Raw genomic sequence first — 24,188 nt, 5'->3', positions numbered from 1 at the left:
GTCGGCAATAAGCCGCTACATCCTCGAAACAAATCATGAACGGACACTATATGTTCGATATGTGTTCCGCAACTGCTTAATTTATGGTGAACGATGCCAAGCTCGCGGAATACGTGTGGCCCGGCAGCTCAGACGGGTAGCCGCAGCACCTCGCAGGGCGTGCCGGCCTCGGCCTTCGGCGCGAACGGTGCGCGCACGAGAAGTACCTGTGCCGCAGCGAGATTCGCAAGCAGGGAGGAGTCCTGATGGCTGACGGGAAGGGCGACGCGCGTGCCGTCATCGCGCGCCTCCAGCCGCGCACGCAGATAATCTTCGCGCTGGTCGTTGGCGCCGAGGTCGCGGCCCAGCACGGCGCGCTCGCGCTGATGATGGATCACTGAACGGCCCGCCAGGGCGCGAATCAAGGGCACCATGAACAGGAAGGCGCACACGTATGACGACACGGGATTGCCGGGCAGGCCGATCACGCGCATCGCGCCGAGTCGACCGTGCATCATCGGCTTGCCGGGCCGGATCGCGATCTTCCAGAACGCCATCGCGATGCCTTCGCTCTTGAGCGCCTGCTGGACCAGATCGTGGTCGCCAACCGAGGCACCTCCGGTCGTGACCAGGATGTCGGCGCCGCTCTCGCGTGCGCGGCGGATGCCGGCGGACGTGGCCTCCAGCGTGTCGGCGGCAATTCCGAGGTCGATGGTCTCGGCGCCCTCGCTGCGGGCGAGCGCGTGCAGGGCATAGCCGTTGGAATAGACGATCTGGCCGGGACCGGGCGCGGCGCCCGGCATCACCAGCTCATCGCCACTGGCGAGAATCGCGACCCTCGGGCGGCGGATAACGGCGAGATGCGGATGATTCATTCCCGCGGCGAGGGCGAGATCGCGCTCGGTGAGACGGGTTCCCTTGCGCAGCAGCACGTCCCCTTCGCGGAAGTCGACGCCTGCAGGGCGGATGTGCCGGCCCCAAGTTGCAGCTTCCTTGATCGTGACATGCTTACCGTCGGCAACCGTGTCCTCCTGAATCACGACGGCATCGGCGCCGTCGGGAACGACGCCGCCCGTGAAGATCCGCACGGCTTCGCCAGGGCCGACCCTTCCCGCGAACGGCCGACCCGCCGCGACCTCACCGACGACGGTCAGCCTGGAATCGATTGCCGCGTCGGCCGCGCGTACGGCATAGCCGTCCATCGCCGACATCGCCTCCGGCGGCTGCGTGCGCCGCGCCGCGACATCATGTGCGAGCACACGATGGTAGGCCTCGTCGAGGCAAACCATCTCTTCAGCCAGCGGCTCGGCGCCGGCCAGCACCGCGGCGAGCGCGTCAGAAACCGGCATCAGGGCCACGGGCGAACTCCTGCTGGGCACATAAGTCAAATGGGCGGCGAGAGTTCTAGCCGAGAGCAGGCGTGAGGCAAAGCAGCACGCGGGATGATTTATCCTGCGTGATCGCGGGGTGGAGGAGGTCGGCTCAAGTGCGCCGCGGCATGATGCGGAAGACGAGACAGACCGGAGCCATGGCAAGGACGAGAATGACGAGCGCCACGGCCAACATCGTTCAACGCCCCGTCAGATCGCCCGGACTGACGTCCACAACGTCGGGCGGCTTGGGACCCTGATCCTTGTCGGGCAGCGGATCGGCCTGGGATTTCAGGTCGGCGGCCTTGCTGATCAGCTTGGCGGAGAGGTCAGAATCCGAGGTGGTTCTGGCGAATTCGAGCAGGAGAGAGGCTTGCTTGGTGAGATAGGTCTTGCCCAGCACGTCGATCGATCCAATGTAGAAGTCCCAACGGACTCATGAGTCCGAAAGGTGGTATTCCGTTCCCGGAACTCTGTATAAAAATGCACAAAGTGATTGGGTTCCGCATCTCAAGCAAATTTAGCTCCTGGAACTGAGCACGGTCCGACTTCCTGTGGCTCAGATCCCCAGCGCTTTCAATGCGTTCCCGACATCAAGCGGCGAGGTGACATGCACGGCGGTCAAGCCGCGCGCCCGCGCTCCCTCGATGTTCTCGGCGAGATCATCGAAGAACACGATGCGGTCGGCCGGCACGCCGATGGCCGCGACGACGTGGTCGAACGCCTCGGCATCCGGTTTGCGCAGCCCGATGCTGGAGGACAAATAAAGCTCGCGGAAATGGCCGAGCAGGCCAGCATATTCCTTCGAGAAATAGTCGACGTGCGGCCGATTGGTGTTGGAGAAGGCATAGAGCGGCATCTGCTTGGCCGCGCGCGCCAGCAACTCGGCAATATCGGGCATCTCGCCGGCGAAGATCGCGTTCCAGCCTTCCAGGAACTGCGCGTCCGAAATACCGATCCCGAGCGAGGAGCGCAGCGAGGCGAAATAGTCTGCGTCGCTGATCTTGCCCATCTCGTGCAGGCGGTAGGCTTCGTCACGCACATAGCGCGCGATGATGGCCTCGGGCTGGCAGCCGGCATGTCCCGCCCAGCAGGCGATCGCCTTGGAGAAGTCGATGTCGAGCACCACGCGCCCGAGGTCGAACAGCAGCGCATCCGCGCTGCCGGGAGAGAGCGATGTCATTGCGTCCTTTTCACTTCAGTTTGGCACGTCAGTAACGATAGGGCTCGTGGTCGAACAGCGGGAACGCGCTGAACACGCTGGGCGCGTTGGTGGCGGTCGCCGGATGCAGGCAGGATTTGTCGATCTCGGCGAACGAGGTGGCGCCCAGCAGGCCGAGGCAGCGCAGCACCTCGTCTTCGAGCAGCTCCAGCATCCGCGCGACGCCGGCTTCGCTGGCTGCCGCCAGCGCCCAGCACTGCAGCCGGCCGATGCCGACGAGGTCGGCGCCCGCCGCGATCGCCTTGACGATGTCGGTGCCGCGGCAGAAGCCGCCGTCGACCATGATCCTGGCGCGGCCCTTCACGGCGTTGACGATCTCCGGCAGCACGTGCATGGCGCCGCGGCCGTGGTCGAGCTGGCGGCCGCCGTGATTGGAGACGTAGATCCACTCGACGCCGTGATCGAGCGCGATCTGCGCATCCTCGGCGGTGGCGATGCCCTTGAGGATCAGCGGAATTTTGAACTTGTCCTTGATCATCTTCACGGTCCGCCACTCCAGGCCCTTCTGGAAATCGCCGCCGGTGGCGCGCAGGCGGCTCTCGCGAACGTAGCGCTTGGCGATGTCACGTTCACGACGGCTGTAATGGGCGGTGTCGACGGTGAGGCAGAAGGCGGCATAAGCATTCTTCTCGGCCCGGCTGACGACGTCGGCAACGAAGGCATCGTCGCCGCGGACATAGAGCTGATAGAGACGCAGTGCATCGGGAGCAGCCTCGGCGGTCTTCTCAAGACCGGGCTCGGACACCGAGCTCAGCATGTGCGCCGCGCCGAACGTGCCTGCAGCGCGCGCGACGCTCGCCGCGCCATCCGGATCGAAGATTTCGAGTGCGCCGACGGGAGCCAGCAGCACCGGCAGCCGCATCTTGCGGCCGAACTGCTCGACGCTGCCATCGACCTTGCGCACGTCGCGCAGCACGCGCGGGCGGAAGGCGATCTCGTCGAGCGCCATGCGGTTGCGCCGCATCGTGGTCTCGGTCTCGGCGGCGCCGACGATGTAGTCCCAGGCATTCTGGTTGAGGTTGGCGCGCGCCTTCCGGACGAACTCGTGCAGGTTCTGGAACGGCTCGTCGCTGGCACCGAGCTCGACGTTCCGTTCCGGCCGGATGCGGGGCGCTTCATTCATTGTTGTCCTCCCGAGAATTTGAAGTCTTATCGCCATCGCCTATCGCGTCCGGCCCTCCAAAACCATCCTAAAATCGCATAGCTGCGAGGCGTGGGCGGCCCGACCGGTGTTGTCTTGCGTCGGAATAGTTTCGGAACGTTGCCAAAAGTTTAGGCCAAGGCGAAGGGATTTCTTCGGTCGACCCGCCGGTGTGGCATGCCGGCCTTGAAGAAACCAGAATGCTATTGTGAGAGATGGGCTGGATCGCCATTTGCATGGCGCCTCCCAGCCTCAAGAGAACCGCCAAGCAGAAGGCACCCTCATCCATGCGGAAATCCCTGCTGTTCCCCTTGGGCGCGCTCACCGGAGCGTGTCTGACCTTTTTGCTAGCCAGCCCGCAGGGCGGCGTATGGGCGGCGCGGGCGGCAGTGAGCGCGGACGATGCTTATGCCCAGCTCAATCTGTTCGGCGCGGTGTTCGAGCGGGTCAAGGCCAGCTATGTCGAGAAGCCCGACAATGCCAAGCTGATCGAGGGGGCGATCACCGGCATGGTGACCTCGCTCGATCCGCATTCGCGCTACATGAATGCCAAGGCCTGGACCGAGATGCAGGAGACCACGTCCGGCGAGTTCGGCGGCCTCGGCATCGAGGTCACCATGGAGGAGGGCCTCGTCAAGGTCGTCTCGCCTATCGACGACACGCCGGCTTCGAAGGCCGGCATCATGTCCGGCGACCTCATCAGCAAGATCGACGGCGAGGCCGTGCAGGGCATGACGCTCGAGCAGGCGGTCAACAAGATGAAGGGACCGGTCGACACCAAGACCAAGCTCACCATCATCCGCAAGGGCGCGGATGCGCCGCTCGACGTTGCGATCACGCGCGAGATCATCCATGTGCGGCCGGTGCGCTTCCACGTCGAGAATGGCGACATCGGCTATATCCGCATCACCTCGTTCAACGAGCAGACCACCGACGGCCTGAAGAAGGCGATCGCGTCAATCTCCAAGCAGGTCCCGCAGGAGAAACTCGCCGGCTATGTGGTGGACCTGCGCAACAATCCTGGCGGCCTGCTCGACCAGGCCGTGTCGGTGTCGAGCGCTTTCCTGCAGCGCGGCGAGGTCGTCTCGACCCGCGGCCGCTCTCCGGAAGAGACGCAGCGCTTCACCGCCCATGGCGGTGACCTCACCAAAGGCAAGCCGCTGGTGGTGCTGGTCAACGGCGGCTCGGCATCGGCCTCTGAGATCGTCGCCGGCGCACTGCATGATCACAAGCGCGCGACGATCATTGGCACGCGCTCGTTCGGCAAGGGCTCGGTGCAGACCATCATTCCGCTCGGCGCTGACCACGGCGCGCTGGCGCTGACCACGGCGCGCTACTACACGCCGTCGGGCCGCTCGATCCAGGCCCAGGGCATCGCGCCCGACATCGAGATCCTCCAGGACGTGCCGCCCGAGCTAAAGGGGCGGATGGACACCATGGCGGAGTCCCAGATGCGCGGCCATCTGTCGGCCGCCGACGGCAGCGAGCAGACCGGATCGCAGTCCTACGTTCCGCCGGACGAGAAGGACGATAAGGCCCTGCACGCGGCCTACGACTTCCTCCACGGCGTTACGGCAAATGCCGTCGCTGCCAAGCCTGCGACGAAGGCTGCAGTGCCGAACTAAACCTTACGACCTCAAGATCATGGATCGCCCGGGAGCGGATGACCGCTTCCGGGCGCTTTCGTTTGCAGCGCCGTCCAGCTCGGGATCGCGGCACGGCAAGCCATGGTCATTGCGGCTTCTTCGCGCCGGTGTGGTGCGGGACTTCCGTCTTCGGCCCGCCGCCATAATGGTGGCTGCCGCCGGAACCGCTGGTCGTTTCGCCATCTTTTTCCTTCTTGCCCATGTGATGGGGGACCTCGGTCTTCGGTCCGCCTGAATAGTGATGGCCGTTCTTCTCGTCGGTCGCGCTCTTCTGCGCCATCGCAGGCAGCGCGACGAAGGACATGATCGCGGCCGCGATGATCAGCTTACGGTGACTCATTTGGTTTCTCCTGTTCGATATTGTCGAGTTGGTGCCAATCAAGTCCCGGTGGCTTGATCGAGCCGCAACCAAACCCGGACCGTGATCGTTCGGGTTGAGCAAGATCAACATGCCGATGCGCATGCCTGCGTGCTTGGATGCAGGACGCGTCGAATTACTACAGGCGACGCGAAGCGACGATCTTCTTACAGAGAAAAATATTGAGCCGACGCGCCAAATCGCGAGCCTCGCGCGACGCCCTCGATCATGTGGCCGGGCGGACCATAGCAGTCGCTGGCAGGTGACCTTCCGCTCGAGGACGAGAAGCGTCGTGATTCATTACGCGATTGAACTACAAAAAGATTTGGCTGGTGCGTCGATCGAGCTTGATGTCCGTCAAGCCGGCCACGATGACGCAACTTAGCGTGCCGGTGCGAATGAGCGGCGACGAGGTTGCGATCCGAATGCCGATCGTCAGGATGGAGAACCCGCCGTTGGCCGAAGAGACTGTTTCGAACCCCGCGCAGCCGCTGCAAGCTGTGCTGCTGTTGCGTCGTCGGCTCTGGGAGACGATGACGATCAGATCCGTGCTGGTCGTGCCGCGGCGCGATCTGCGTCTCGATCTGTTTCGCGGCCTCGCCAATTGGCTGATCTTTCTCGGGCACATTCCGGATTCCGCGCTGGTCTGGTTCACGACGCGCAATTACGGCTTCAGCGACGGGGCCGATCTGTTCGTGCTGATCTCCGGCTATACCGCGACCTTCGTGTTCGGCGCGATGATGATGGAGCGTGGCTTCGTCATCGGAGCAACCCGGCTGCTGCGGCGCGTGTGGCAGCTCTATGTCGCTCACCTGCTGTTGTTCTTCGTCTATCTCACCGCCGTGCACTACGTCGCGCACAGGTACGACGATCTTCATCTGATGGATCAGTTCAACGTCGCGCCGCTGATGAATTTTCCGGTCGAGACGCTCGCACAGGGCCTGATCCTCAAGTTCAAGCCGCTCAATCTCGACGTGCTGCCGCTCTATATCGTGCTGATGGCCGCGTTTCCCGTCGTGCTGTGGGTCATGCTGCGCTGGCGCAATGCGGTGATGATCGGCTCGCTCGGTCTGTATGTTGCGGCCCGCCATTACGGATGGAATTTGCCGTCCTATCCGGCTGGGGTCTGGTACTTCAATCCGTTCGCCTGGCAATTGCTGTTCGTGTTCGGCGCCTGGCTGGCCTTGGGAGGGGCGACGGCGAGCCGCTGGCTGCTGTCGTCACGCACGGCGCTCGCCTTCAGCTGTGCCGTCCTGCTCTTTGCGCTGGTCGTGACTCTGGCCGAACGAATCCCGGGACTGCGCGATTTCGTCCCTGAAGGGCTCGCCGCGACCTTCATTCCGAACGACAAGACCAATCTCGGTCCCTATCGCCTCATCCATCTGGTGAGCCTGATGCTCATCGTCGTCCGGCTCATCCCGATCGACTGGCCAGGCCTCAAGTCGCCCCTGCTGCAACCCTTGATCAGATGCGGCCAGCAATCGTTGTCGGTGTTCTGCGTCGGCCTGTTTCTGTCCTTCGTCGCGCATTTCGTGCTCGAGTCCGGATCCGAGGGAATATGGGCCCAGCTGATCGTCGGTGCAGCGGGTTTGTGGATCATGACGATCATCGCCTATTACCGGACGTGGTCGAAGGGCGTCGACAGGAGCCGCTCGGCCCAGGAGGCGGGCGGATGATCAATTCCGAGCCCATCTTCACGGAGGAGATTCGAGGCTTCGTCCTGCACGGCCTGCACTGGATCGCTTCGACGATCGAGCTGCTCGGGGTGGTGGTGATCGTCTGCGGGGTGCTTGCTGCGACGGTCTGGTCGTTGAACGAGATGCGCGGCGGTGCGCCTGCCGACGCATTCCGGTCCTATCGCGCCAATCTTGGTCGCGGCATCCTGCTCGGCCTCGAATTCCTGATCGCCGCCGACATCATCGGGATGGTCGCGATCGTGCCGTCGTTGGACCGGCTTGCCGTCCTGGCATTGATCATCGTGATCCGTACGTTCCTGAGCTTCTCGCTTCAGATTGAAATCGAGGGGCGATGGCCGTGGCGAAGGCATGACAGGGAGGCGGGCGATGCTGCGCGCGGCCTCTGACATGTCCGCCGTAAGAGTTGCGGGCGCCTTGCGTCTATTTGGCTCGACCCGCCGCGCGCTGCCTCGTCGTCGGCGAGCAGACAATCATCCGGACCAAACCTGGAGAATGAACATGAACTCGAGAAATTTCGTCATGAGCGCAGCTACATTCGCCGTGCTCGTCCTGGGGCCGGTTGCGCCGGCATATTCCGCCGGTCCTGCTCAGATCGCGATGATGGACGACGACAAGATGAAGATGCCCGACCCCTCGGATTCCGGCAGCAAGATGAACATGGGCCAGCCGGCAGGGCAATCTCAGAGCATGGGCGGCGGCCGGATGAACGACGACAAGATGAAGATGTCGCCGCAAGGCCAGATGCGGGACTGCCAGGGTGCCGGCTGCCAGGAGAACTCCGGCATGATGCAGATGATGCCGATGATGATGCAGATGATGGAGAAGATGATGCGCGGCCAGATGAGCTCATCCGGCGGCAGTGGCGCAATGAGCGGTCCGGCGGATGTGACCGAGCGGCTCGAAGGGCGGATCGCTTTCCTGAAGGCGGAGCTGCAGATCAGCGACAAGCAGAGTGCGGACTGGAACAGCGTCGCGGATGCTTTGCGGTCGAGCCGGCAGCACCTCTTGGAAGCGCGCAAGATGCTCGTCATGGACGACAGGCTCGGCAGTGCGGATCGTCTGGAGCACTATGAGCGACACTTGTCCGAGCGTCTGGAGGCGATCAAGTCGGCTCGCCTGGCTTTCACGCGGCTCTACGCCTCGCTGAACGAAAGTCAGAAGCAGACCGCCGATACGATCCTGCTGCCTCTGATCGCATCGTTCTGACCGCCGATGTGAACGCAAGATCATGTCCGGTCCGTCCCTTCGACGTCGCTTCGGCCTGCTTGCGCTGGGCATTCTGGCGAGCCAGCTCGCCGCGATGGCCGCGCCGGCATCCGACGTCAGCCGCGGCGCAATGCCTGCCGTCGAAAGGTTCGCCCAGCGCTGGCAGGTTGCGGAGGCTGAGGGCGATCACGCGGCGCACCATCCCGCCGGAGCCGGCGGCGAGACGAAGCTGAAGCCGGAGGGATCGGCAGGTCCGAGCGATGGGCGCGCGGCTGGCGGGCCGCCCGGCGCTTCGTCGGCCGGAATGATGAGTGGAATGGACGGCATGATGGGCCGGCCGCGCAAGGCGTTCTATCCGGCATTGATGGAGATGCCGGCGCTGTCCGCCGAGCAGAGGAGCAGCCTGGAGAGCCAGGCGCGCGCGCGGATCAGCGCCGAGGCCGATCGCCTGGCGGATGCCGAGATGGACCTGCGGCACGCCATCGCCGGCGGCGACATCGTTGCCGCGGATCAGGCCTCGCGCCGGCTTCGCGAGTCCCTGAACGCGGTCCAGAGCGGCGTGGTCGCGGTGCGTTCGCTTCACGAAGGCAAGCCGCCGCAGCAGATCGCGCAGGCCTGGTTCAAGTCGCAGATGAACCTGCTGCCTGCCCGAAGCTCCATGGATGCCGATGACGGCACGACCGGAATCTCCTGGTTTCACGTCACCACCATGGCGCTGCTGGCGCTGTTCTCGGTGGGGATGCTCGCCATTTACGTCGCGCGCATGCGCCGGGCGAACGCGCTCGTCGACCGGCTGACCCGCGTGGCGGTGGCTCCGGCTGCGGTCACGTCAGTGGTAACCACGCCAGTTGTAACCACGCCAGCCGCCGGCCGGCCGAACGACAGCGGCGGAACGACGGCTTTCAGGGATACAGACCGCCGAGTGCCGCGCGGTGCGGCGAGCGGCCCCTGGAAGGGCAAGCTGAGGGTCTGCGCGATCTATCGGGAGACGCCTGACGTGAAGACCTTCCGTCTGCAGGCGGCGGAGGGGGGTGCGATTCCGTTTACGTTCCTGCCCGGGCAGTTCCTGACCTATGCCATCGAGATTGACGGACAGACGGTCAGGCGTTCCTACACGATCGCCTCGTCCGCGGCCCAGACCGCCTATGTCGAGACCACGATCAAGCGCCAGGAAGGTGGGCTGCTGTCCGACTACATGCACGGCCAGCTGAAGGAGGGGGACCTCGTCGAGGTCACGGGTCCGTCCGGCGCCTTTACGTTCACGGGCACGGAGGCCGACAGCGTCGTCCTGATCGGTGGCGGGGTCGGCATCACGCCGCTGATGGCTGCGATCCGCTATCTCTCGGACATCGCCTGGCCCGGCCAGATCTACCTCGTCTACGGTGCACAGACGACCGAGCAGTTCATCTTCCGCGACGAATTGGAGTACCTCCAGCGCAGGATGAACAACCTGCACGTCGCGGCCACGATGATGCGGGCCGCCGGCACGTCCTGGATGGGACGCGAGGGGCAGATCACGGCCGAATTCCTCACGCAGGCGGTGCCGGATCTGGCGAAGCGGCGCGTTCATTTGTGCGGTCCGCCCGGAATGATGGAGGCGCTCCGCAAAACCCTGATCGGCCTCGGCGTTCCGGGCGAGCAGATCAAGACCGAAGCCTTCGGGCCGGCCCGCGGCGCCGTGCCACCGCCCGGCAAGGCCGCCAGCGACGCGCAGATGGCGGAAGGAGAAGCGGGCAACCGAGGAGCCGCGCCAATCGGCCCGGCAACGGCGACTATTCGCTTCGCCAAATCCGGCAAGGTGGCGGCGCTGCCGCCGGACAAGAGCGTGCTGGAGGTTGCCGAGAGCGCCGGCGTTGCGATCGACTATTCCTGCAGGGCAGGGGTCTGCGGCGTCTGCAAGACGCATCTGTTGCAAGGCAACGTGACGATGGAGGTTCAGGACGCCCTGACCGCGGAGGACAAGGCGAACGGTCTCATCCTGGCCTGCCAGGCGAGATCGGTCGGGGATCTGGTCGTCGAGGCCTGACATGATGAACGGGAGAGAGCGCCTGATCGCCGACGCCGTGCTGACGGCCCTGCTGCTGCTGGCGCCGGCTTTCCTGCTTCATTCCGACAGCCGTTTTGCCGGAAGCCTCGCCGGCTTCGTCCTCGGCGCGAGCGCGGCCGCGCTGATGATCCTGCTTCTCGCCTATCCCATGACGAAATACAGCACGAGGCTCAAGGCTCTCGTCACGCGATGCGTGTCGATGCCGACGCTCCTGGCGTTTCACGCCTATGCCGGGATCGTCGCTGCATTCCTCGCGCAGCTGCATACCGGGCACAAGCTCCAGAGTCCGCTCGGGATCGCCCTTCTGACCAGCATGCTGATCGTGGTCGTCACCGGATTCGTCGGTCGCTATTACCTGCCGCAGACCGCGACGCAGCTGCGCCAGCAGCAGTCGCACCTGGCGACCTTGAGGTCGGCGTATGAGCGCACCGCCGCAGCGATGTCGTCGCCCGATCGGGATCAGGGAGACGGGGGCGAGATGCAAGCACTGGCGTTGCGAGACGTGCCGCTGCTGCAACTCGTCGACGGCATTTCCGATCTCGAAACGGCGATCGGATCGGGCGAGGCGGTCAAGGCGATCTTCATGCAGTGGATCGGGTTGCACGTCCTGGCGGCGATCGTCATGTACGCGCTGCTCGCGGTGCACGTGGCGACCGAGGTCTATTATGGGCTGCGGTGGCTCGCGTGACCGTCCGGGGCCTGCTTTACGTCGTGGTCGCGACCCTGGCGGTCGCAAGTGCGGCGGCCGCGTCGATTGCCCTGTACCGAGGCAGCCCTGGGCTCGTCCCGGGCTGGACAAGGCTCGTCAATCCCGGGCCGCTGTCCGGCAAGCATGCATTTCTGTCCGACAGATGCGAGAGCTGCCATACGCCGGTCAAAGGCGTCGAGGCAGCCGCCTGTATCACGTGTCATGCGCCTTCGGCCGCGGATCTTGCCAAGCAATCGACGGCGTTTCATGCCGTCGTGGGCGGTCAATGTTCCGGTTGCCATCGCGAGCACGCCGGCGACTTGCGGCCGATCCGGATGAACCATGCGTCGTTGCTGCAAGTCACGATGGCGGCTTCCGGCAATAGGGTGTTCGAGCGGACCGCGGTCGATCAACTGAGAGCCGATCTGACGGAGTTTCTGGGCCTGCCAAAGTCCGACTGGCCCGAAAAGGCCGCGCTCGATTGCGCCAGCTGCCACAGCAACCGGGAGCCGCACCGCGGATTGTTTGGACGGGAATGCGCCGATTGCCATGCGCTGGCGTCCTGGAAAATCGTGGGCTTCCTGCATCCGTCGCCAACTTCGAAGGACTGCGCCCAATGCCATCAGGCGCCGCCGAGCCACTATATGGGTCATTTCATGATGGATCGGATGATCGCGGGACAGGAGCACGCATCGGTCGATCAATGCTTTCTGTGCCACATGACGGACTCGTTCAATAGCATCAAGAACGTCGGCTGGATGAAGCACCATTGATGGTTGATGGCGACGCTTGTGGGCTTCCAACATTACAAGGCCAGCGGAAATATTTCTTGGTCTGCTTTACAATGGGCCGTCTCGAGGCGGGTGTCTTTGCCGAAGCCGACAAATTCCGTGCGGCGCGAGGTCGGTCCCACATGACTGGCTCGGCATGCGCCGTTTTCTGTTGGCCTATGATACAACCAGAGTTATATTTTCCAAGGTAAGCAGCGGTGCGGGAATGATTGGCTCGATCAAGCCAAGGCGACGGTGGTGGGGATGGCTTGTCGCCATCGCCTATCTGTTTGCGTCGATGACACCGTCTCTCGCCATCTCGATCGCTCCCCTCACTTCGATACCGTGCGAGCAACCCGCGCATGCGCACGATCAAATTGATGCCGGACCGGCGGTGCATTCGCACGACGTTGCAAAAGACGGAGATTGTGACAACGACCGGGACGAGCCCGGTGACCGGCATGCGGCCTGCTGTGGCTCGGTGTTGTGCTTCAGCGCGGTGTCGCCCCAAGCTCCCGGGATCGCGGAGTTCGTGTCGCCGCATTCGCGCTGCGAAGCGCAGCCGGACGTGATCGGCGAGGAAGGCGCGTTCCGCCGCCACTATCGGCCCCCTATCGCCTGAGATAGCTCCCGAAGATCGTACCGCGTTGCTCCAGGTCCGAGCGCGGATCGACACGTCTGTGACGGGTGCCGTACCCGGCGGATGATGGCGATGCGCCAGGCGCTTGCGTGACGCTGCGCGTTGAGCGGAAGAACGTCGACAGGGCGATCATTGGCTCGCGCCAAGGCGAGGTCGCCGCGCGTGCACGATAGCGACGATCGCTCACGACTCTCATTCGGGAGCTGCTGCCTCCGCGGATCGCGCTTGCGCGCGATCTGACGAATTTCGCTGCAACGAAGCGATCTGCCCAATGGCATGCAAGGACGACAGGTCATGAAATCGCCGAACGAGACTTTGCCGGTACAGCCAGCCGGCTCCCTGGACGTGCAGGACACGGTCGTTCGTGCCGCGCTCGTCGGCAGCTACGATCGCCTGCGCAGCTATCTGCAGCGACGCTTTGGCGGCCGTGCCGAAGCGGAAGAGGTGCTCCAGCTATTCGTGTTGCGCGCATTGGAGCGGTCCGGCGACATTCGCGACGCGGACTCGGTTCGAGGCTGGCTGAGCAGGGTTTTGGCGACGACCATCGCCGACTTCCACCGCCAGGCATCAAGGAGCAGGACGCGGGAGATGCCGTTCCCGCATGAGCTCAACGATCGGCTGCCGGCCGAGCAGGACGCCGCGGCGAATGCCGTAGTCTGCGAGTGTCTCCACGTCCATCTGTCCTTGCTGAAGTCGGAGCATGCCGAAGTCATCAGACGGATCGATCTCGGCGGCGAGCCGCGGGATTTCGTTGCCGCCGACCTCGGCGTGACCGTCAATAACCTGACCGTTCGGCTCCACCGGGCACGACAAGCGCTGAAGGAGCGCCTCGAGCAAACCTGTGTCGTTTGCCTGGAGGAAAGCTTCTGGGAGTGCCGTTGCGCCGACAACCGGGGCCCGACCTAACCGACCTCGCGGCGGCGGCTCTCGCTGCCTTCGCGCTGGGCGAGCCGGCTGCGGTGCAGCGCGAACAGCTCCAGCATCTTGCCGGCGGGCTTGGCGGCGCTGAACAGGTAGCCCTGCATCTCGGAGCAGCCGAGCGTACGCAGCAGGCGCTGCTGCTCCTCGGTCTCGACACCCTCGGCCGTCGTGGTCATGCGGCGGGCGGCCGCCAGGTTGACGACGGCCTGAACGATGCTGGCGGAGCCGTCGGGGCGGGCGATGTCGTCGACGAAGCAGCGGTCGATCTTGATCTTGTCGAACGGGAAGCGGTGCAGATAGCTCAGCGACGAATAGCCAGTGCCGAAATCGTCGAGCGCGATGCGCACGCCGATGGCACGGAGCTGGTGCAGGATCGCGAGCGCGGCATCGTCGTCGCGGATCAGGACCGCCTCGGTGATCTCGAGCTCGAGCCGGCTCGCCGGCAGGTTCGAGGCGGCGAGCGCCGCCATGATCTTCAGCGCCAGCGTGCCACTCTTGAACTGCACCGGCGAGACGTTGACGGCGAGGCGGATGTCGTCGGGCCAGCTTGCCGCGTCCCGGCACGCGGTCGCCAGCACCCATTCGCCGATCTCGTTGATCAGGCCGGTGTCTTCGGCGATCGGGATGAAATCGGCCGGCGAGACCCAGCCGCGCTCGGGATGGCGCCAGCGCACCAACGCCTCGCAGCCGGTGATGCGGTCGTCCTTCAGGCCGAGGCAGGGCTGGTAATAGACCTCGAGCCCGCCTTCGCGCCCTCCTTGCGCGATGGCGTGACGCAGGTCGCCCTCGAGCTGGCGGCGTTCGCGGACCTTGGCGTCCATGTCCGGCTCGAAGAAGCGGTAGGTGCGGCGTCCGGCGGACTTGGCCGCGTACATTGCCATGTCCGCATTCTTCAGGATCTGGTCGAGCGCCGTGCCGTGGTCCGGCGCGAGCGCGATACCGATGCTGGCGTCGCTGGTGAGATGATGGCCCATGCAGTCGAACGGCGTGCGGATGGTGTCGAAGACGCGTGCGACGAGCTCGTTGACCTGATCCAACGACGTCACCGCGCCCTGCACGATGGCGAATTCGTCGCCGCCTAGGCGCGCCACGAAGTCTGCTGGGCCCGCACAGCGGCGGAGGTTCGCCGCGACCGATTTCAACAGCTCGTCGCCGACGAGATGGCCGAGCGCGTCGTTGACGCCCTTGAACTCGTCGATGTCGATGTAATGCACCGCGATCTGCTCGCCGTCGCCGACCGCGGCCAGCTCCTGCCGCAGATGCTCGTGGAACATGGCGCGGTTGGGCAGGTCCGTCAGCGCATCGTAATGGGCGAGGTGGGTGATGCGCTCTTCGATGCGACGGCGCTCCGTGATGTCCTCATGGGTCGCCACCCAGCCGCCATCCGCGAGCGGTTCGTTGAGGATGTGGATCGAGCGGCCATCGGCGGTATCGACCACCATGGAGTTGCGGAGATGGATGTCCTTCAGGACGCGTGCGACGTAGGCATCGATGTCGCCGGTGAACGAGCCGGTTGCCTTGCGATGGGCGATGATGTCGCGGAAGCTGGAGCCGGGCTTCACGACCTCGGCCGACAAGCCGTACATCTCGATGTAGCGCTGGTTGCAGACCACGAGCCGCTGCTCGGCGTCGAACAGCAGGAGACCCTGCGTCATGTTGTTGACGGCGCGGTCGAGTCGCTGCTTTTCCAGCGTCAGCCGTTCGCGCGAAAGGCGGTGCTGCTCGAGCAGCTTGCGCACGACGGCAATCAGCACGCCTGCGATCGCGAGCGCGGAAGAGACCGCGACCGAGATCAGCATGCCGATCTGCTCGCGCCAATCCGCCAGGGCCGCCGCGCGCGTCGTGGTGGCCATCATCAGGATCGGGAAGTGGGGCAGGGCACGGGAGGAGACCAGCCGGTCCTCACCGTCGACGGGGCTGTTGAAGCGGCCGGCGAAATGATCGAGCCCGAACACCCTCTGTTGCTCGAACGGACCGGTCTTGAAGTTTCGTCCCATCAATTCGCCGGAATGCGGATAGCGGGCGAGCAGCGTGCCGTCGCGATGCAGCATCGAGATCGTTGCGCCTTCGCCGAGCACGACGGACGCGAAGAATTTCTCGAAGTTGCCGGGCTCGATGCCGCGTCCGACCACACCAAGGAACTCGCCGCGTGGCCCGACGACCTTGCGGGCGACCAGAATGGTCCATGCACCGGAGATGCGGCTGTGCAGCGGCTCGATCAGCACATCAGGCGCATAGGGATCGTATTTGAAGGTGCGGAAGTAGGCGCGATCGGCGACATTGACCTTCGGGGCCGGCCATGCGGTCGATGAATTGACCAGATTGCCTTCAGCGTCGATGATGTTGACGCCGCCCATATAGGGCAGCGCCTCGATCTTCGACCGCAGCATCCGGTGCACGTCCTCACCCGAGAGGCGCTTGCGATAGTCCTCTCCGGTCGCAATTCCGGTGGTGCGGACGTAGTCGACGAAATCCTTCTGGATGACGGCGAAATCCTGCAATTGCTGGTCGAAATGATGAGCGAGCAGCAGCACGGTGTTTTCCAGCTCGCGGCCGGAATTGCGCAGCGCCCGCTCCCGGAAGTTCTGCGCCATCAGGACCGAGCCTATGGCGATGGCCACGATCAGCAGCGTGCCGCCCACTACCAGCCAGCGGATCGGACCGCTGCGCACGAAGACCTGGTCAAAGAGACGACTGCCGAATTTCATCTTCATGCTGGATCGTTGCCGCGCACACGTCAGGATCAATTCATGAGCCTGAGAACACCCGTTGGTTTACGGGGACGGTGTGGAGGTTAAGTTAGGAAGCGCGGTTAACGAGACATGAACGGTCGCGCGCAAAAGCAATCCATGCGCGCGGCGCGAAAGTGGGGCGTTAACGCAAGCCCGCTTCAGGCGCGGTAATGGCCGGACTTGCCGCCGAGCTTCTCGACCAGATGGATGCCCTCGATGCGCACGCCGCGCTCGACTGCCTTGATCATGTCATAGATGGTGAGGCAGGCGACCGACACTGCCGTGAGCGCCTCCATCTCGACGCCGGTCGGTCCCGTCACCTTCACGCTGGCCCGTATCACGCAGCCCGGCAGCTTTGGGTCAGGCTCGATGTCGACGATGACCTTGGACAGCGCGAGCGGATGACAGAGCGGGATCAGCTCCGAGGTGCGCTTGGCAGCCATGATGCCGGCGATGCGCGCGGTGCCGAGCACGTCGCCTTTCTTGGCGTTGCCGGACACGATCAGGTCGAACGTCGTCCTGGTCATGACGACGCGCCCCTCGGCGACGGCAAGCCGCTCCGTCGCGGGCTTGTCCGAGACGTCGACCATCCGTGCCTCGCCTGAGGCGCCGATATGGCTGAGGGCGGGGCCCGCTTTCTTCGAAGACTTGGTCGTGGAAGTCTTGGTCGTGGAAGTCTTGCGCGCCATCAGCGCGTGCCTGTGGCGCGCGCGCTGGCCTCGCGCGCGAGCAGCGCGCGCGTCGCTGCCGTGACGTCGGCCTGCCGCATCAGGCTCTCGCCGACCAGGAAGGTCGACATGCCGACGCGCTCCAGCCGGGCGAGGTCCTCGGGCGTGAAGATACCGCTCTCGCCGACCATCAGCCGATCGCCGGGGATCAGCGGCGCCAGCGCTTCGCTGGTCGCCAGGGTGGTCTCGAAGGTGCGCAGATTGCGGTTGTTGACGCCGATCATCGGCGACCGCAGCTTCAGCGCCCGGTCGAGCTCGGTGCGGTCGTGGATCTCGATCAAGACGTCCATGCCATGGGACATGGCGGCGTCCTCGAGCTCTCCGGCGGCGGCGTCCTCGAGCGCCGCCATGATGATCAGGATGCAGTCGGCGCCGTGCGCGCGGGCCTCGACCACCTGGTAGGGATCGAACAAGAAATCCTTGCGCAACACGGGGAGCGAGGTTGCTTCGCGCGCAGCCACCATGAAGTCGAGATGGCCCTGGAACGAGGGCGTGTCGGTCAACACCGACAGGCAGGCTGCGCCGCCCGCCTCATAGGCCTTTGCGAGTGCCGGCGGGTCGAAATCGGCGCGAATGAGACCTTTGGAGGGTGAGGCCTTCTTGATCTCGGCGATCAGCGCGTAGCCGCCATTGGCGTGCTTGGCTTTGATCGCGCGCAGGAAGCCGCGCGGCGCGGAGGCGGCCTTGGCTTGTGCCTCGACGGTGGAGAGCGGCCGCGCGCGCTTTGCCGCCGCGATCTCCTCGCGCTTGTAGGTCTCGATCTTGGTCAGGATGTCGGACATGCGGGAGTTCAGCCGTTGGAGACCGCGACCAGGTGCTTCAGCTTCGCGTTGGCCGCGCCGCTGTCGATCGAGCGGACGCCGATCGCGACGCCCTCCTTGAGGTCCTTGGCGCGGCCGGCCACGACCAGCGCGGCGGCGGCGTTGAGCAGCGCCACGTCGCGATAGGGGCTCGGCTTGCCGTCGAGCACGCTCTGCAACGCGATCGCGTTGGCATCGGCGTCGCCGCCTTTGAGCGCACCGGCCTCGCAACGCGGGAGCCCGGCTTCCTCCGGCGTCACCTCGAAACTCCGGATCTCGCCGTTGTGGAGCGCGGAGACGAAGGTCGGGCCGGTGAGGGTGATCTCGTCGAGACCGTCGGAGCCGTGCACCACCCAGGCGGAGTGTGAACCGAGGTTCTTCAGCACCTGCGCGAGCGGCTGCACCCACTGCCTGGAGAACACGCCGACCATCTGCCGCTTCACGCCGGCCGGGTTGGACAAGGGGCCGAGCAGATTGAAGATGGTGCGCGTGGCGAGCTCGACCCGGGTCGGGCCGACGTTCTTCATGGCGGGATGGTGGGCGGGGGCGAACATGAAGCCGATGCCGCATTCGCGCACGCAGCGGCCGACCTGCTCGGGCTTGAGATCGATCCTCACCCCGAGCGAGGCCAGCACGTCGGCGGCGCCCGAGCGCGACGACAGCGCGCGGTTGCCGTGCTTGGCCACGGGCACGCCGGCACCCGAGACGATGAAGGACGCGCAGGTCGAGACGTTGACCGAGCCGGAGCCGTCGCCGCCTGTGCCGACGATGTCGACCGCCTCGGGCGGCGCCTGCACGGTCAGCATCTTCGAGCGCATTGCCGCGACCGCGCCGGTGATCTCGTCCACGGTCTCGCCGCGCACCCGCAGCGCCATCAAGAGCCCGCCCATCTGCGAGGGCGTGGCCTCGCCGCTCATCATGGCATCGAAGGCGGAGGCGGCTTCGTCACGCGACAGGCTGGCGCCGGTCGCCACTTTTCCAATGATCGATTTCAGGTCGTCCATCGCGTGCTTTCAACTCACTGGTTCGCGCCGGTCACCTGCGCGAAGGCGGCCTGATTAATGGTGGTCCCGATGTCGGTTTCAAGCTTGTTGACGTAGGAAGCGACCTGCTCCTCGGTCTGGGCCCGGTCGAGGCTCTCCTTCAGCTTCTTGACCGCGTCCGAGGCAAAGTCGACCGCGGGATCGACGATGTCGGTGACGCGGAAGACGATCACCTCGCTGCCGCCGCTCACGGCCGTCTGTCCGATGCCGTCCTTGGCAGTGCGGAAGGCCGCCGCCACGACGGTGCCGGGCACGCCGGCGGGCGAGTCGTCGCGCTTGAAGCCGGTCGCGGTCTCGAGCTTGGCGCCGACCGCGGCGGCCTCGTCGGCGAGCTTGCCGCCCGCTTCAAGCTTCTGCACCATCTCGGTCGCCTTGGCCTTCAGCTTGGTCGCGATCTGGTCCTGGCGCCAGCGCGCCTCGACCTGGTCGCGGACCTCGTCGAGATTGCGGTCGCGCGAGGGCGTGATGGCGAGCACGTCGTACCAGACATAGCCGCCCCTAAACGAGATCGCGTCGTTGTCGACGCCGACGTCGGTGTTGAAGGCCTGCGACACCACGTCGAGGCCCTGCGGGATGTTGGCGACCGGTTGGCCGTTCGGGGCGCGGCCGGAGCGGTCGACGGCGTCGATGGTCACGGCGGTGAGGCCGAGCTTCTGCGCCGCGTCGATCACGCTGGAGCCGCCGCCGCGCTCGTCTTCCATCTTGTCGCGGAGATCGGCGACCTTGACGCGTGCGCGCTCAGTCGCGATCTCGCGCTTGATGTCGCCGGCGAGCTTGGCGTAATCGGCCTCATTGCCCGGCTCGATCTTGTCGACCTTGACGATGGAGGTGCCGAGGGCGCCCTGAATCGGCTGGCTGATCTCACCGGCCGGAAGCGCGAATGCAGCCGTCCCGACCGCAGGGTCGAGCGCCGACTTGGTCACCAGTCCGAGATCGACGTCGGAAGCGCTCAGCCCGCGCTCCTTGCCGAGGTCCTCGAACGACATGCCGCCGGCGAGGCGCTCGCGTGCCGCCTTTGCCTCGGCCTCATTGGGAAACACGATCTGGTGGATCTGCCGCTTCTCCGGCGTGCCGAGCCGGTCCTTGCGCTGCTCGAACATCTTCTTGGCGTCCTCATCGGAAACCTCGGTCCATTTGCCGATTTCTTCCGGCGAGATCACGACGAAGGCGATCTTGCGATATTCGGGCGCGCGGAACTGGACCTTGTGGTCCTCGAAATAGGTCGCGAGGGCTTCGGGCGAGGGCGCCTCGATGGCGCCGGCTTGAGCGGCGTCGAGCTTGACGAATTCAATGGCGCGCTGCTCGTTCTGGAACCGCGTCAGCACGTCGATCATGGCCTTTGGCGGCTCGAGGCCGGCGCCGACCGTGCCGGTGATCTGCCGGCGCAGCGACACCTTGCGCTGCTCGGCAACATAGCGCTGCTCGGTGTAGCCGAAGTTGCGGATCAGGGCCTGGAAGCGGTTCGCGTCGAAATTACCGCCGACGCCCTTGAAGTTGGGGTCGTTCATGATGAGCTGGCGGATCTGCTCGTCCGACTGGCCGAGTCCGAGCCGGCGCGCCTCTTCGTCGAGCGCGGCCTCGGCAATGGTCTGCTGCAACACCTGGCGATCCAGGCCGAAGGCGCGCGCCTGGTCGGGCGTCAGCGGGCGGCCGAACTGCCGGCTGATCTGCTGCAGGCGGTCGGTGTAGATCTGCCGGAACTCGTTGAGCGAGATCTCGGTGCGACCGATCTTGGCCACCGTGGACTGGCCGAAGCCCTTAAAGATGTCGGCGATGCCCCAAATGCCGAAACTGACGATCAACACGCCCATCACCACGGCCATAATGGTCTTGCCGAGCCAGTTCGATGAGGCCTTGCGCATTCCTCGGAGCATTTGGTCCAACTTGTTTGGTCAGGAGGGGAACGGAGCGCGTCTTAATGCAGATTCCGCAAAAGCGCGTCACCAAATTGATAGATCATCATAAAGTGGCGGCTTTCCCCCCGCAACCTCGCCTCATGCGACGGCGAGAAGCTGCGGTCAAACGCTCCTGGTCTCTGGAACTGCGGCAGGTCCTCTGCTAGCGCATGCACAAACCTCATTCTGCTGGACATTGACATGACCGACGCCATCCGACCGCTGATCGCCGGCAACTGGAAAATGAACGGCCTGAAGGCCCAGGTTGCCGAATTCGACGCCATGCTCAACGGCGCGGCAGACGTGGCTGGCAAGGCCGACCTGCTGGTCTGCCCGCCGGCGACCCTGGTTGCGGCCTTCGCCGAGAAGGCGCGCGGCAAGAAGGTCGCGGTCGGGGCCCAGGACTGCCACCCCAAGGCTTCCGGCGCCCATACCGGCGATATCGCTGCCGAAATGCTCGTGGATGGGGGAGCAACCGCCATTATTGTCGGCCATTCCGAGCGCCGCGCCGACCACGGCGAGGGCGACGCGTTGATCCGGCAGAAGGCCGAGGCGGCCTGGCGCGCCGGGGCCATTGCGATCGTCTGCGTCGGCGAAACGCAGGGCCAGCGCGACGCCGGCCACACCCTGGATATCCTGCGTGGGCAGCTCGACGGCTCACTGCCGGATGGCTCGACGGCGGCCAATCTGGTCGTGGCCTATGAGCCGGTCTGGGCGATCGGCACCGGGCTGACCCCCACAGCCAAGGATGTCGAGCAGATTCATGGCTTTATCCGGGAGCTCCTGACCTCCAGGTTCAAGGACGAGGGGGCTGGGACGCGGATTCTCTACGGCGGCTCGGTCAAGCCCTCGAATGCCGCCGAGCTGATGGCGGTGAAGAACGTCAACGGGGCTCTGGTCGGCGGCGCCAGCCTGAAAGCGGCCGATTTCCTTGCGATTGCGAAGGGGTGCCCCTAGCTAACCCGAACCGCGGGTCCGGGCCCGATCGGGGGTGGCATTGCCACCTCCGATCGTGTAACACCGCGCAACTTCAGGAAAACCCGCGAAGCGCGATCGGCCGCCGTCAGGCGCCGCCCGCTTGTGACGGAAGGATATCATGCAGACCGTTGTAATCGTCATCCACCTCATGATCGTCGCCGTCATGATCGGTGCCGTCCTGCTCCAGAAGTCGGAAGGCGGCGGCCTCGGCATGGGCGGCGGCGCGGGCTTCATGTCGAGCCGCGGCACGGCGAACCTGCTGACGCGGACCACGGCGATCCTGGCCGTCGGCTTCTTCCTCACCAGCCTGTTCCTGTCCTGGTATGCCGGTTACGACCGCAAGCCGTCGTCGATCATCGGCCAGCCCGCGCAGACCCAGCCGGCCGGCGGATTGCCGATCGCGCCGCCGACCTCGGGCGGTATCCTGGATTCGCTCAAGAAGGCCGACGAGCAGCAGCAGGCACCGGCTCCGACCGGTCCTCAGGTGCCACGCTCGCAATAAAGCAGGGGGGCCATGCAGGGCGATGGCTACCGTCCTGCATCAACAATCCCCATCAAGGCACTGTCACCACTCTTAGTTCTGGATCACCCACAGGCCCGCAAAATCTTTGGGGCGGAATACGAATCGCTTTGGCGAATCGAATTCGAGGGATTAGAGGTTAAGTCCCATGGCGCGGTATATATTCATCACCGGCGGCGTGGTTTCTTCGCTCGGCAAGGGTCTGGCTTCGGCGGCACTGGGTGCCCTGCTGCAGGCCCGGGGCTACAAGGTCCGCCTCCGCAAGCTCGACCCCTATCTCAACCTCGATCCTGGAACGATGTCGCCGTATCAGCACGGCGAAGTGTTCGTGACCGATGATGGCGCGGAGACCGATCTCGATCTCGGTCACTACGAACGCTTCACCGGCCGGCCGGCGACCAAGGCCGACAACATCACCACCGGACGCATCTACCAGGACATCATCTCCAAGGAACGCCGCGGCGATTACCTCGGCGCGACCATCCAGGTGGTTCCGCACGTCACCAACGCCATCAAGGAATTCGTCCTCGACGGCAACGACGATTACGACTTCGTGCTGGTCGAGATCGGCGGCACCGTCGGCGACATCGAGGGCCTGCCGTTCTTCGAGGCGATCCGCCAGCTCAAGAACGAGCTGCCGCGCGATCACGCCGTCTACATCCATCTGACGCTGCTGCCCTACATCCCGAGCGCTGGCGAATTGAAGACGAAACCGACGCAGCACTCGGTGAAGGAGCTGCGTTCGATCGGCATCCAGCCGGACATCCTGCTCTGCCGCACCGATCGCGAGATCCCGAAGGAAGAGCGGCGCAAGCTCGGGCTGTTCTGCAACGTGCGCGAAAGCGCCGTGATCGAGGCGCGCGACGTCGACAACATCTACGCGGTCCCCGAGGCCTACCACAATGCGGGCCTCGACGACGAAGTGCTCGCCGCCTTCGGCATCGCGTCGCGGATTCCGCCGGAGCTGCGCAGCTGGCAGGAGATCAACGAGCGCATCCGCAACCCCGAAGGCAACGTCACCATCGCCATCGTCGGCAAGTACACCGGCATGAAGGATGCGTATAAGTCGCTGATCGAGGCGCTCTCGCATGGCGGCATCGCCAACAAGGTGAAGGTCAATCTCGACTGGATTGAGAGCGAGATCTTCGAGAAGGAAGATCCGGCGCCGTTCCTCGAGCACGTCAACGGCATTCTGGTGCCCGGCGGCTTCGGCCAGCGCGGCGCGGAAGGCAAGATCAAGGCGGCGCAGTTCGCGCGCGAGCGCGACGTGCCGTATTTCGGCATCTGCTTCGGCATGCAGATGGCCGTGATCGAGGCCGCGCGAAACCTTGTCGGCATCGAGGACGCCAACTCCACCGAGTTCGGCCCGACCAAGGAGCCGCTGGTCGGCCTGATGACGGAATGGCTGCGCGGCAACGAGCTCGAGAAGCGCTCGCAGGCGGGCGATCTCGGCGGCACGATGCGGCTTGGCGCCTATCCGGCAACGCTCAACCGCGGCAGCCGTGTCTCGCAGGTCTATGGCGGCGCGACCGAAATCTCCGAGCGTCACCGCCATCGGTACGAGGTCAACACCGCCTATAAGGACCGCCTCGAGCAGCACGGCCTGAAATTCTCAGGCCTCTCGCCCGACGGCGTGCTGCCTGAAATCGTCGAATACGAGGACCACCCCTGGTTCATCGGCGTCCAGTTCCACCCCGAGCTGAAGTCGCGGCCCTTCGAGCCGCACCCGCTGTTCGCCTCGTTCATTCAGGCGGCGATGGTGCAGAGCCGGCTGGTGTAGCCGGCTCGGTCTTACCTGACGAAGTCT

22 protein-coding genes are annotated in these 24,188 nt (G+C 64.9%); 12 read left to right on the top strand and 10 right to left on the bottom strand.

Going from position 1 to position 24,188, the window contains the following annotated elements:
* Window positions 1-128 precede the first annotated feature (128 nt).
* The 4 genes from glp to N2604_RS24180 all read right to left on the bottom strand — a co-directional run bounded on the left by glp (window position 129) and on the right by N2604_RS24180 (window position 3,694).
* Window positions 129-1,337, bottom strand: coding sequence for a gephyrin-like molybdotransferase Glp (gene glp, locus N2604_RS24195; protein WP_260370687.1), 1,209 nt, complete (start codon window positions 1,335-1,337; stop codon window positions 129-131).
* Window positions 1,338-1,548: 211 nt separating this feature from the next.
* Window positions 1,549-1,752: a hypothetical protein gene (locus N2604_RS24190; RefSeq protein ID WP_260370686.1), complete on the bottom strand. Its 204-nt coding sequence runs from the start codon at window positions 1,750-1,752 to the stop codon at window positions 1,549-1,551.
* A 156-nt stretch (window positions 1,753-1,908) separates the two neighbouring features.
* On the bottom strand, window positions 1,909-2,532 hold the full coding sequence (locus N2604_RS24185; protein ID WP_260370685.1) for an HAD family phosphatase: 624 nt from the start codon (window positions 2,530-2,532) through the stop codon (window positions 1,909-1,911).
* Between the two features lie 28 nt (window positions 2,533-2,560).
* On the bottom strand, window positions 2,561-3,694 hold the full coding sequence (locus N2604_RS24180) for an alpha-hydroxy acid oxidase (RefSeq protein ID WP_260370684.1): 1,134 nt from the start codon (window positions 3,692-3,694) through the stop codon (window positions 2,561-2,563).
* Window positions 3,695-3,999: 305 nt separating this feature from the next.
* Here N2604_RS24180 and N2604_RS24175 point away from each other — a divergent pair, with 305 nt between their 5' ends.
* Entirely contained in the window at window positions 4,000-5,337 is a 1,338-nt protein-coding gene (locus tag N2604_RS24175; protein ID WP_260370683.1) for a S41 family peptidase, read from the top strand.
* Window positions 5,338-5,443: 106 nt separating this feature from the next.
* Here N2604_RS24175 and N2604_RS24170 read toward each other — a convergent pair whose 3' ends face one another.
* Window positions 5,444-5,698, bottom strand: coding sequence for a hypothetical protein (locus N2604_RS24170; protein ID WP_260370682.1), 255 nt, complete (start codon window positions 5,696-5,698; stop codon window positions 5,444-5,446).
* A gap of 551 nt (window positions 5,699-6,249) precedes the next feature.
* Between N2604_RS24170 and N2604_RS24165 the strand changes: the two genes are divergently transcribed.
* The 8 genes from N2604_RS24165 to N2604_RS24130 all read left to right on the top strand — a co-directional run bounded on the left by N2604_RS24165 (window position 6,250) and on the right by N2604_RS24130 (window position 13,670).
* A complete protein-coding gene (locus tag N2604_RS24165; protein WP_409241746.1) occupies window positions 6,250-7,392 on the top strand; it encodes an OpgC domain-containing protein in 1,143 nt (380 codons plus the stop codon).
* The gene (locus tag N2604_RS24160) at window positions 7,389-7,799 is read left to right on the top strand and encodes a DUF1622 domain-containing protein (protein WP_260370681.1); all 411 of its coding nucleotides are present in this window, start codon (window positions 7,389-7,391) and stop codon (window positions 7,797-7,799) included. The genes N2604_RS24165 and N2604_RS24160 overlap by 4 nt, the downstream gene beginning before the upstream one ends.
* A 112-nt stretch (window positions 7,800-7,911) precedes the next feature.
* On the top strand, window positions 7,912-8,619 hold the full coding sequence (locus N2604_RS24155) for a Spy/CpxP family protein refolding chaperone (RefSeq protein WP_260370680.1): 708 nt from the start codon (window positions 7,912-7,914) through the stop codon (window positions 8,617-8,619).
* A gap of 22 nt (window positions 8,620-8,641) precedes the next feature.
* Window positions 8,642-10,645, top strand: a complete 2,004-nt coding sequence (locus N2604_RS24150; RefSeq protein WP_260370679.1) for an FAD-binding oxidoreductase — start codon at window positions 8,642-8,644, stop codon at window positions 10,643-10,645.
* Window position 10,646: 1 nt separating this feature from the next.
* Complete coding sequence (locus N2604_RS24145) at window positions 10,647-11,354, top strand: iron reductase (protein WP_260370678.1); 708 nt, start codon at window positions 10,647-10,649, stop codon at window positions 11,352-11,354.
* Complete coding sequence (locus N2604_RS24140; RefSeq protein ID WP_260370677.1) at window positions 11,342-12,127, top strand: cytochrome c3 family protein; 786 nt, start codon at window positions 11,342-11,344, stop codon at window positions 12,125-12,127. Before N2604_RS24145 ends, N2604_RS24140 begins: the two co-directional genes overlap by 13 nt.
* Before the next feature lie 154 nt (window positions 12,128-12,281).
* The gene (locus N2604_RS24135) at window positions 12,282-12,746 is read left to right on the top strand and encodes a hypothetical protein (RefSeq protein WP_260370676.1); all 465 of its coding nucleotides are present in this window, start codon (window positions 12,282-12,284) and stop codon (window positions 12,744-12,746) included.
* Between the two features lie 312 nt (window positions 12,747-13,058).
* Window positions 13,059-13,670, top strand: coding sequence for an RNA polymerase sigma factor (locus N2604_RS24130; RefSeq protein ID WP_260370675.1), 612 nt, complete (start codon window positions 13,059-13,061; stop codon window positions 13,668-13,670).
* Here the strand turns inward: N2604_RS24130 and N2604_RS24125 are convergent.
* The 5 genes from N2604_RS24125 to N2604_RS24105 form a co-directional block, all read right to left on the bottom strand.
* Entirely contained in the window at window positions 13,667-16,399 is a 2,733-nt protein-coding gene (locus N2604_RS24125; RefSeq protein WP_260370674.1) for an EAL domain-containing protein, read from the bottom strand. The genes N2604_RS24130 and N2604_RS24125 overlap by 4 nt on opposite strands.
* A gap of 176 nt (window positions 16,400-16,575) precedes the next feature.
* The gene (gene moaC / locus N2604_RS24120) at window positions 16,576-17,106 is read right to left on the bottom strand and encodes a cyclic pyranopterin monophosphate synthase MoaC (protein WP_260370673.1); all 531 of its coding nucleotides are present in this window, start codon (window positions 17,104-17,106) and stop codon (window positions 16,576-16,578) included.
* Window positions 17,106-17,927, bottom strand: a complete 822-nt coding sequence (trpC, locus tag N2604_RS24115) for an indole-3-glycerol phosphate synthase TrpC (protein WP_260370672.1) — start codon at window positions 17,925-17,927, stop codon at window positions 17,106-17,108. The genes moaC and trpC overlap by 1 nt, the downstream gene beginning before the upstream one ends.
* An 8-nt stretch (window positions 17,928-17,935) precedes the next feature.
* On the bottom strand, window positions 17,936-18,949 hold the full coding sequence (trpD, locus tag N2604_RS24110) for an anthranilate phosphoribosyltransferase (protein ID WP_260370671.1): 1,014 nt from the start codon (window positions 18,947-18,949) through the stop codon (window positions 17,936-17,938).
* A 14-nt stretch (window positions 18,950-18,963) separates the two neighbouring features.
* On the bottom strand, window positions 18,964-20,862 hold the full coding sequence (locus N2604_RS24105) for a SurA N-terminal domain-containing protein (protein WP_260370670.1): 1,899 nt from the start codon (window positions 20,860-20,862) through the stop codon (window positions 18,964-18,966).
* Between the two features lie 222 nt (window positions 20,863-21,084).
* On the opposite strand from N2604_RS24105, the gene tpiA reads away from it, so the two are divergent.
* The 3 genes from tpiA to N2604_RS24090 all read left to right on the top strand — a co-directional run bounded on the left by tpiA (window position 21,085) and on the right by N2604_RS24090 (window position 24,161).
* A complete protein-coding gene (tpiA, locus tag N2604_RS24100; RefSeq protein WP_260370669.1) occupies window positions 21,085-21,840 on the top strand; it encodes a triose-phosphate isomerase in 756 nt (251 codons plus the stop codon).
* A 139-nt stretch (window positions 21,841-21,979) separates the two neighbouring features.
* Window positions 21,980-22,363, top strand: coding sequence for a preprotein translocase subunit SecG (gene secG / locus N2604_RS24095; protein WP_260370668.1), 384 nt, complete (start codon window positions 21,980-21,982; stop codon window positions 22,361-22,363).
* A 166-nt stretch (window positions 22,364-22,529) separates the two neighbouring features.
* Window positions 22,530-24,161, top strand: coding sequence for a CTP synthase (locus N2604_RS24090; RefSeq protein ID WP_027574370.1), 1,632 nt, complete (start codon window positions 22,530-22,532; stop codon window positions 24,159-24,161).
* Window positions 24,162-24,188 lie beyond the last annotated feature (27 nt).

Source organism: Bradyrhizobium sp. CB1015, assembly GCF_025200925.1.
Lineage (GTDB): Bacteria > Pseudomonadota > Alphaproteobacteria > Rhizobiales > Xanthobacteraceae > Bradyrhizobium.
Note: the sequence above shows the minus strand (reverse complement) of the source record. Positions and strands in the feature narration are given on the sequence as shown.

Excerpts from the sequence above, each read along its gene's own strand:
- N2604_RS24185 (WP_260370685.1), bottom strand. The coding sequence starts at position 2,532 with ATGACATCGCTCTCTCCCGGCAGCGCGGATGCGCTGCTGTTCGACCTC.
- N2604_RS24180 (WP_260370684.1), bottom strand. The coding sequence starts at position 3,694 with ATGAATGAAGCGCCCCGCATCCGGCCGGAACGGAACGTCGAGCTCGGT.
- N2604_RS24175 (WP_260370683.1), top strand. The coding sequence starts at position 4,000 with ATGCGGAAATCCCTGCTGTTCCCCTTGGGCGCGCTCACCGGAGCGTGT.
- N2604_RS24170 (WP_260370682.1), bottom strand. The coding sequence starts at position 5,698 with ATGAGTCACCGTAAGCTGATCATCGCGGCCGCGATCATGTCCTTCGTC.
- N2604_RS24165 (WP_409241746.1), top strand. The coding sequence starts at position 6,250 with ATGACGATCAGATCCGTGCTGGTCGTGCCGCGGCGCGATCTGCGTCTC.
- N2604_RS24160 (WP_260370681.1), top strand. The coding sequence starts at position 7,389 with ATGATCAATTCCGAGCCCATCTTCACGGAGGAGATTCGAGGCTTCGTC.
- N2604_RS24155 (WP_260370680.1), top strand. The coding sequence starts at position 7,912 with ATGAACTCGAGAAATTTCGTCATGAGCGCAGCTACATTCGCCGTGCTC.
- N2604_RS24150 (WP_260370679.1), top strand. The coding sequence starts at position 8,642 with ATGTCCGGTCCGTCCCTTCGACGTCGCTTCGGCCTGCTTGCGCTGGGC.
- N2604_RS24145 (WP_260370678.1), top strand. The coding sequence starts at position 10,647 with ATGATGAACGGGAGAGAGCGCCTGATCGCCGACGCCGTGCTGACGGCC.
- N2604_RS24135 (WP_260370676.1), top strand. The coding sequence starts at position 12,282 with ATGCGCCGTTTTCTGTTGGCCTATGATACAACCAGAGTTATATTTTCC.
- N2604_RS24130 (WP_260370675.1), top strand. The coding sequence starts at position 13,059 with ATGAAATCGCCGAACGAGACTTTGCCGGTACAGCCAGCCGGCTCCCTG.
- N2604_RS24125 (WP_260370674.1), bottom strand. The coding sequence starts at position 16,399 with ATGAAGATGAAATTCGGCAGTCGTCTCTTTGACCAGGTCTTCGTGCGC.
- moaC (WP_260370673.1), bottom strand. The coding sequence starts at position 17,106 with ATGGCGCGCAAGACTTCCACGACCAAGACTTCCACGACCAAGTCTTCG.
- trpC (WP_260370672.1), bottom strand. The coding sequence starts at position 17,927 with ATGTCCGACATCCTGACCAAGATCGAGACCTACAAGCGCGAGGAGATC.
- trpD (WP_260370671.1), bottom strand. The coding sequence starts at position 18,949 with ATGGACGACCTGAAATCGATCATTGGAAAAGTGGCGACCGGCGCCAGC.
- N2604_RS24105 (WP_260370670.1), bottom strand. The coding sequence starts at position 20,862 with ATGCTCCGAGGAATGCGCAAGGCCTCATCGAACTGGCTCGGCAAGACC.
- tpiA (WP_260370669.1), top strand. The coding sequence starts at position 21,085 with ATGACCGACGCCATCCGACCGCTGATCGCCGGCAACTGGAAAATGAAC.
- secG (WP_260370668.1), top strand. The coding sequence starts at position 21,980 with ATGCAGACCGTTGTAATCGTCATCCACCTCATGATCGTCGCCGTCATG.
- N2604_RS24090 (WP_027574370.1), top strand. The coding sequence starts at position 22,530 with ATGGCGCGGTATATATTCATCACCGGCGGCGTGGTTTCTTCGCTCGGC.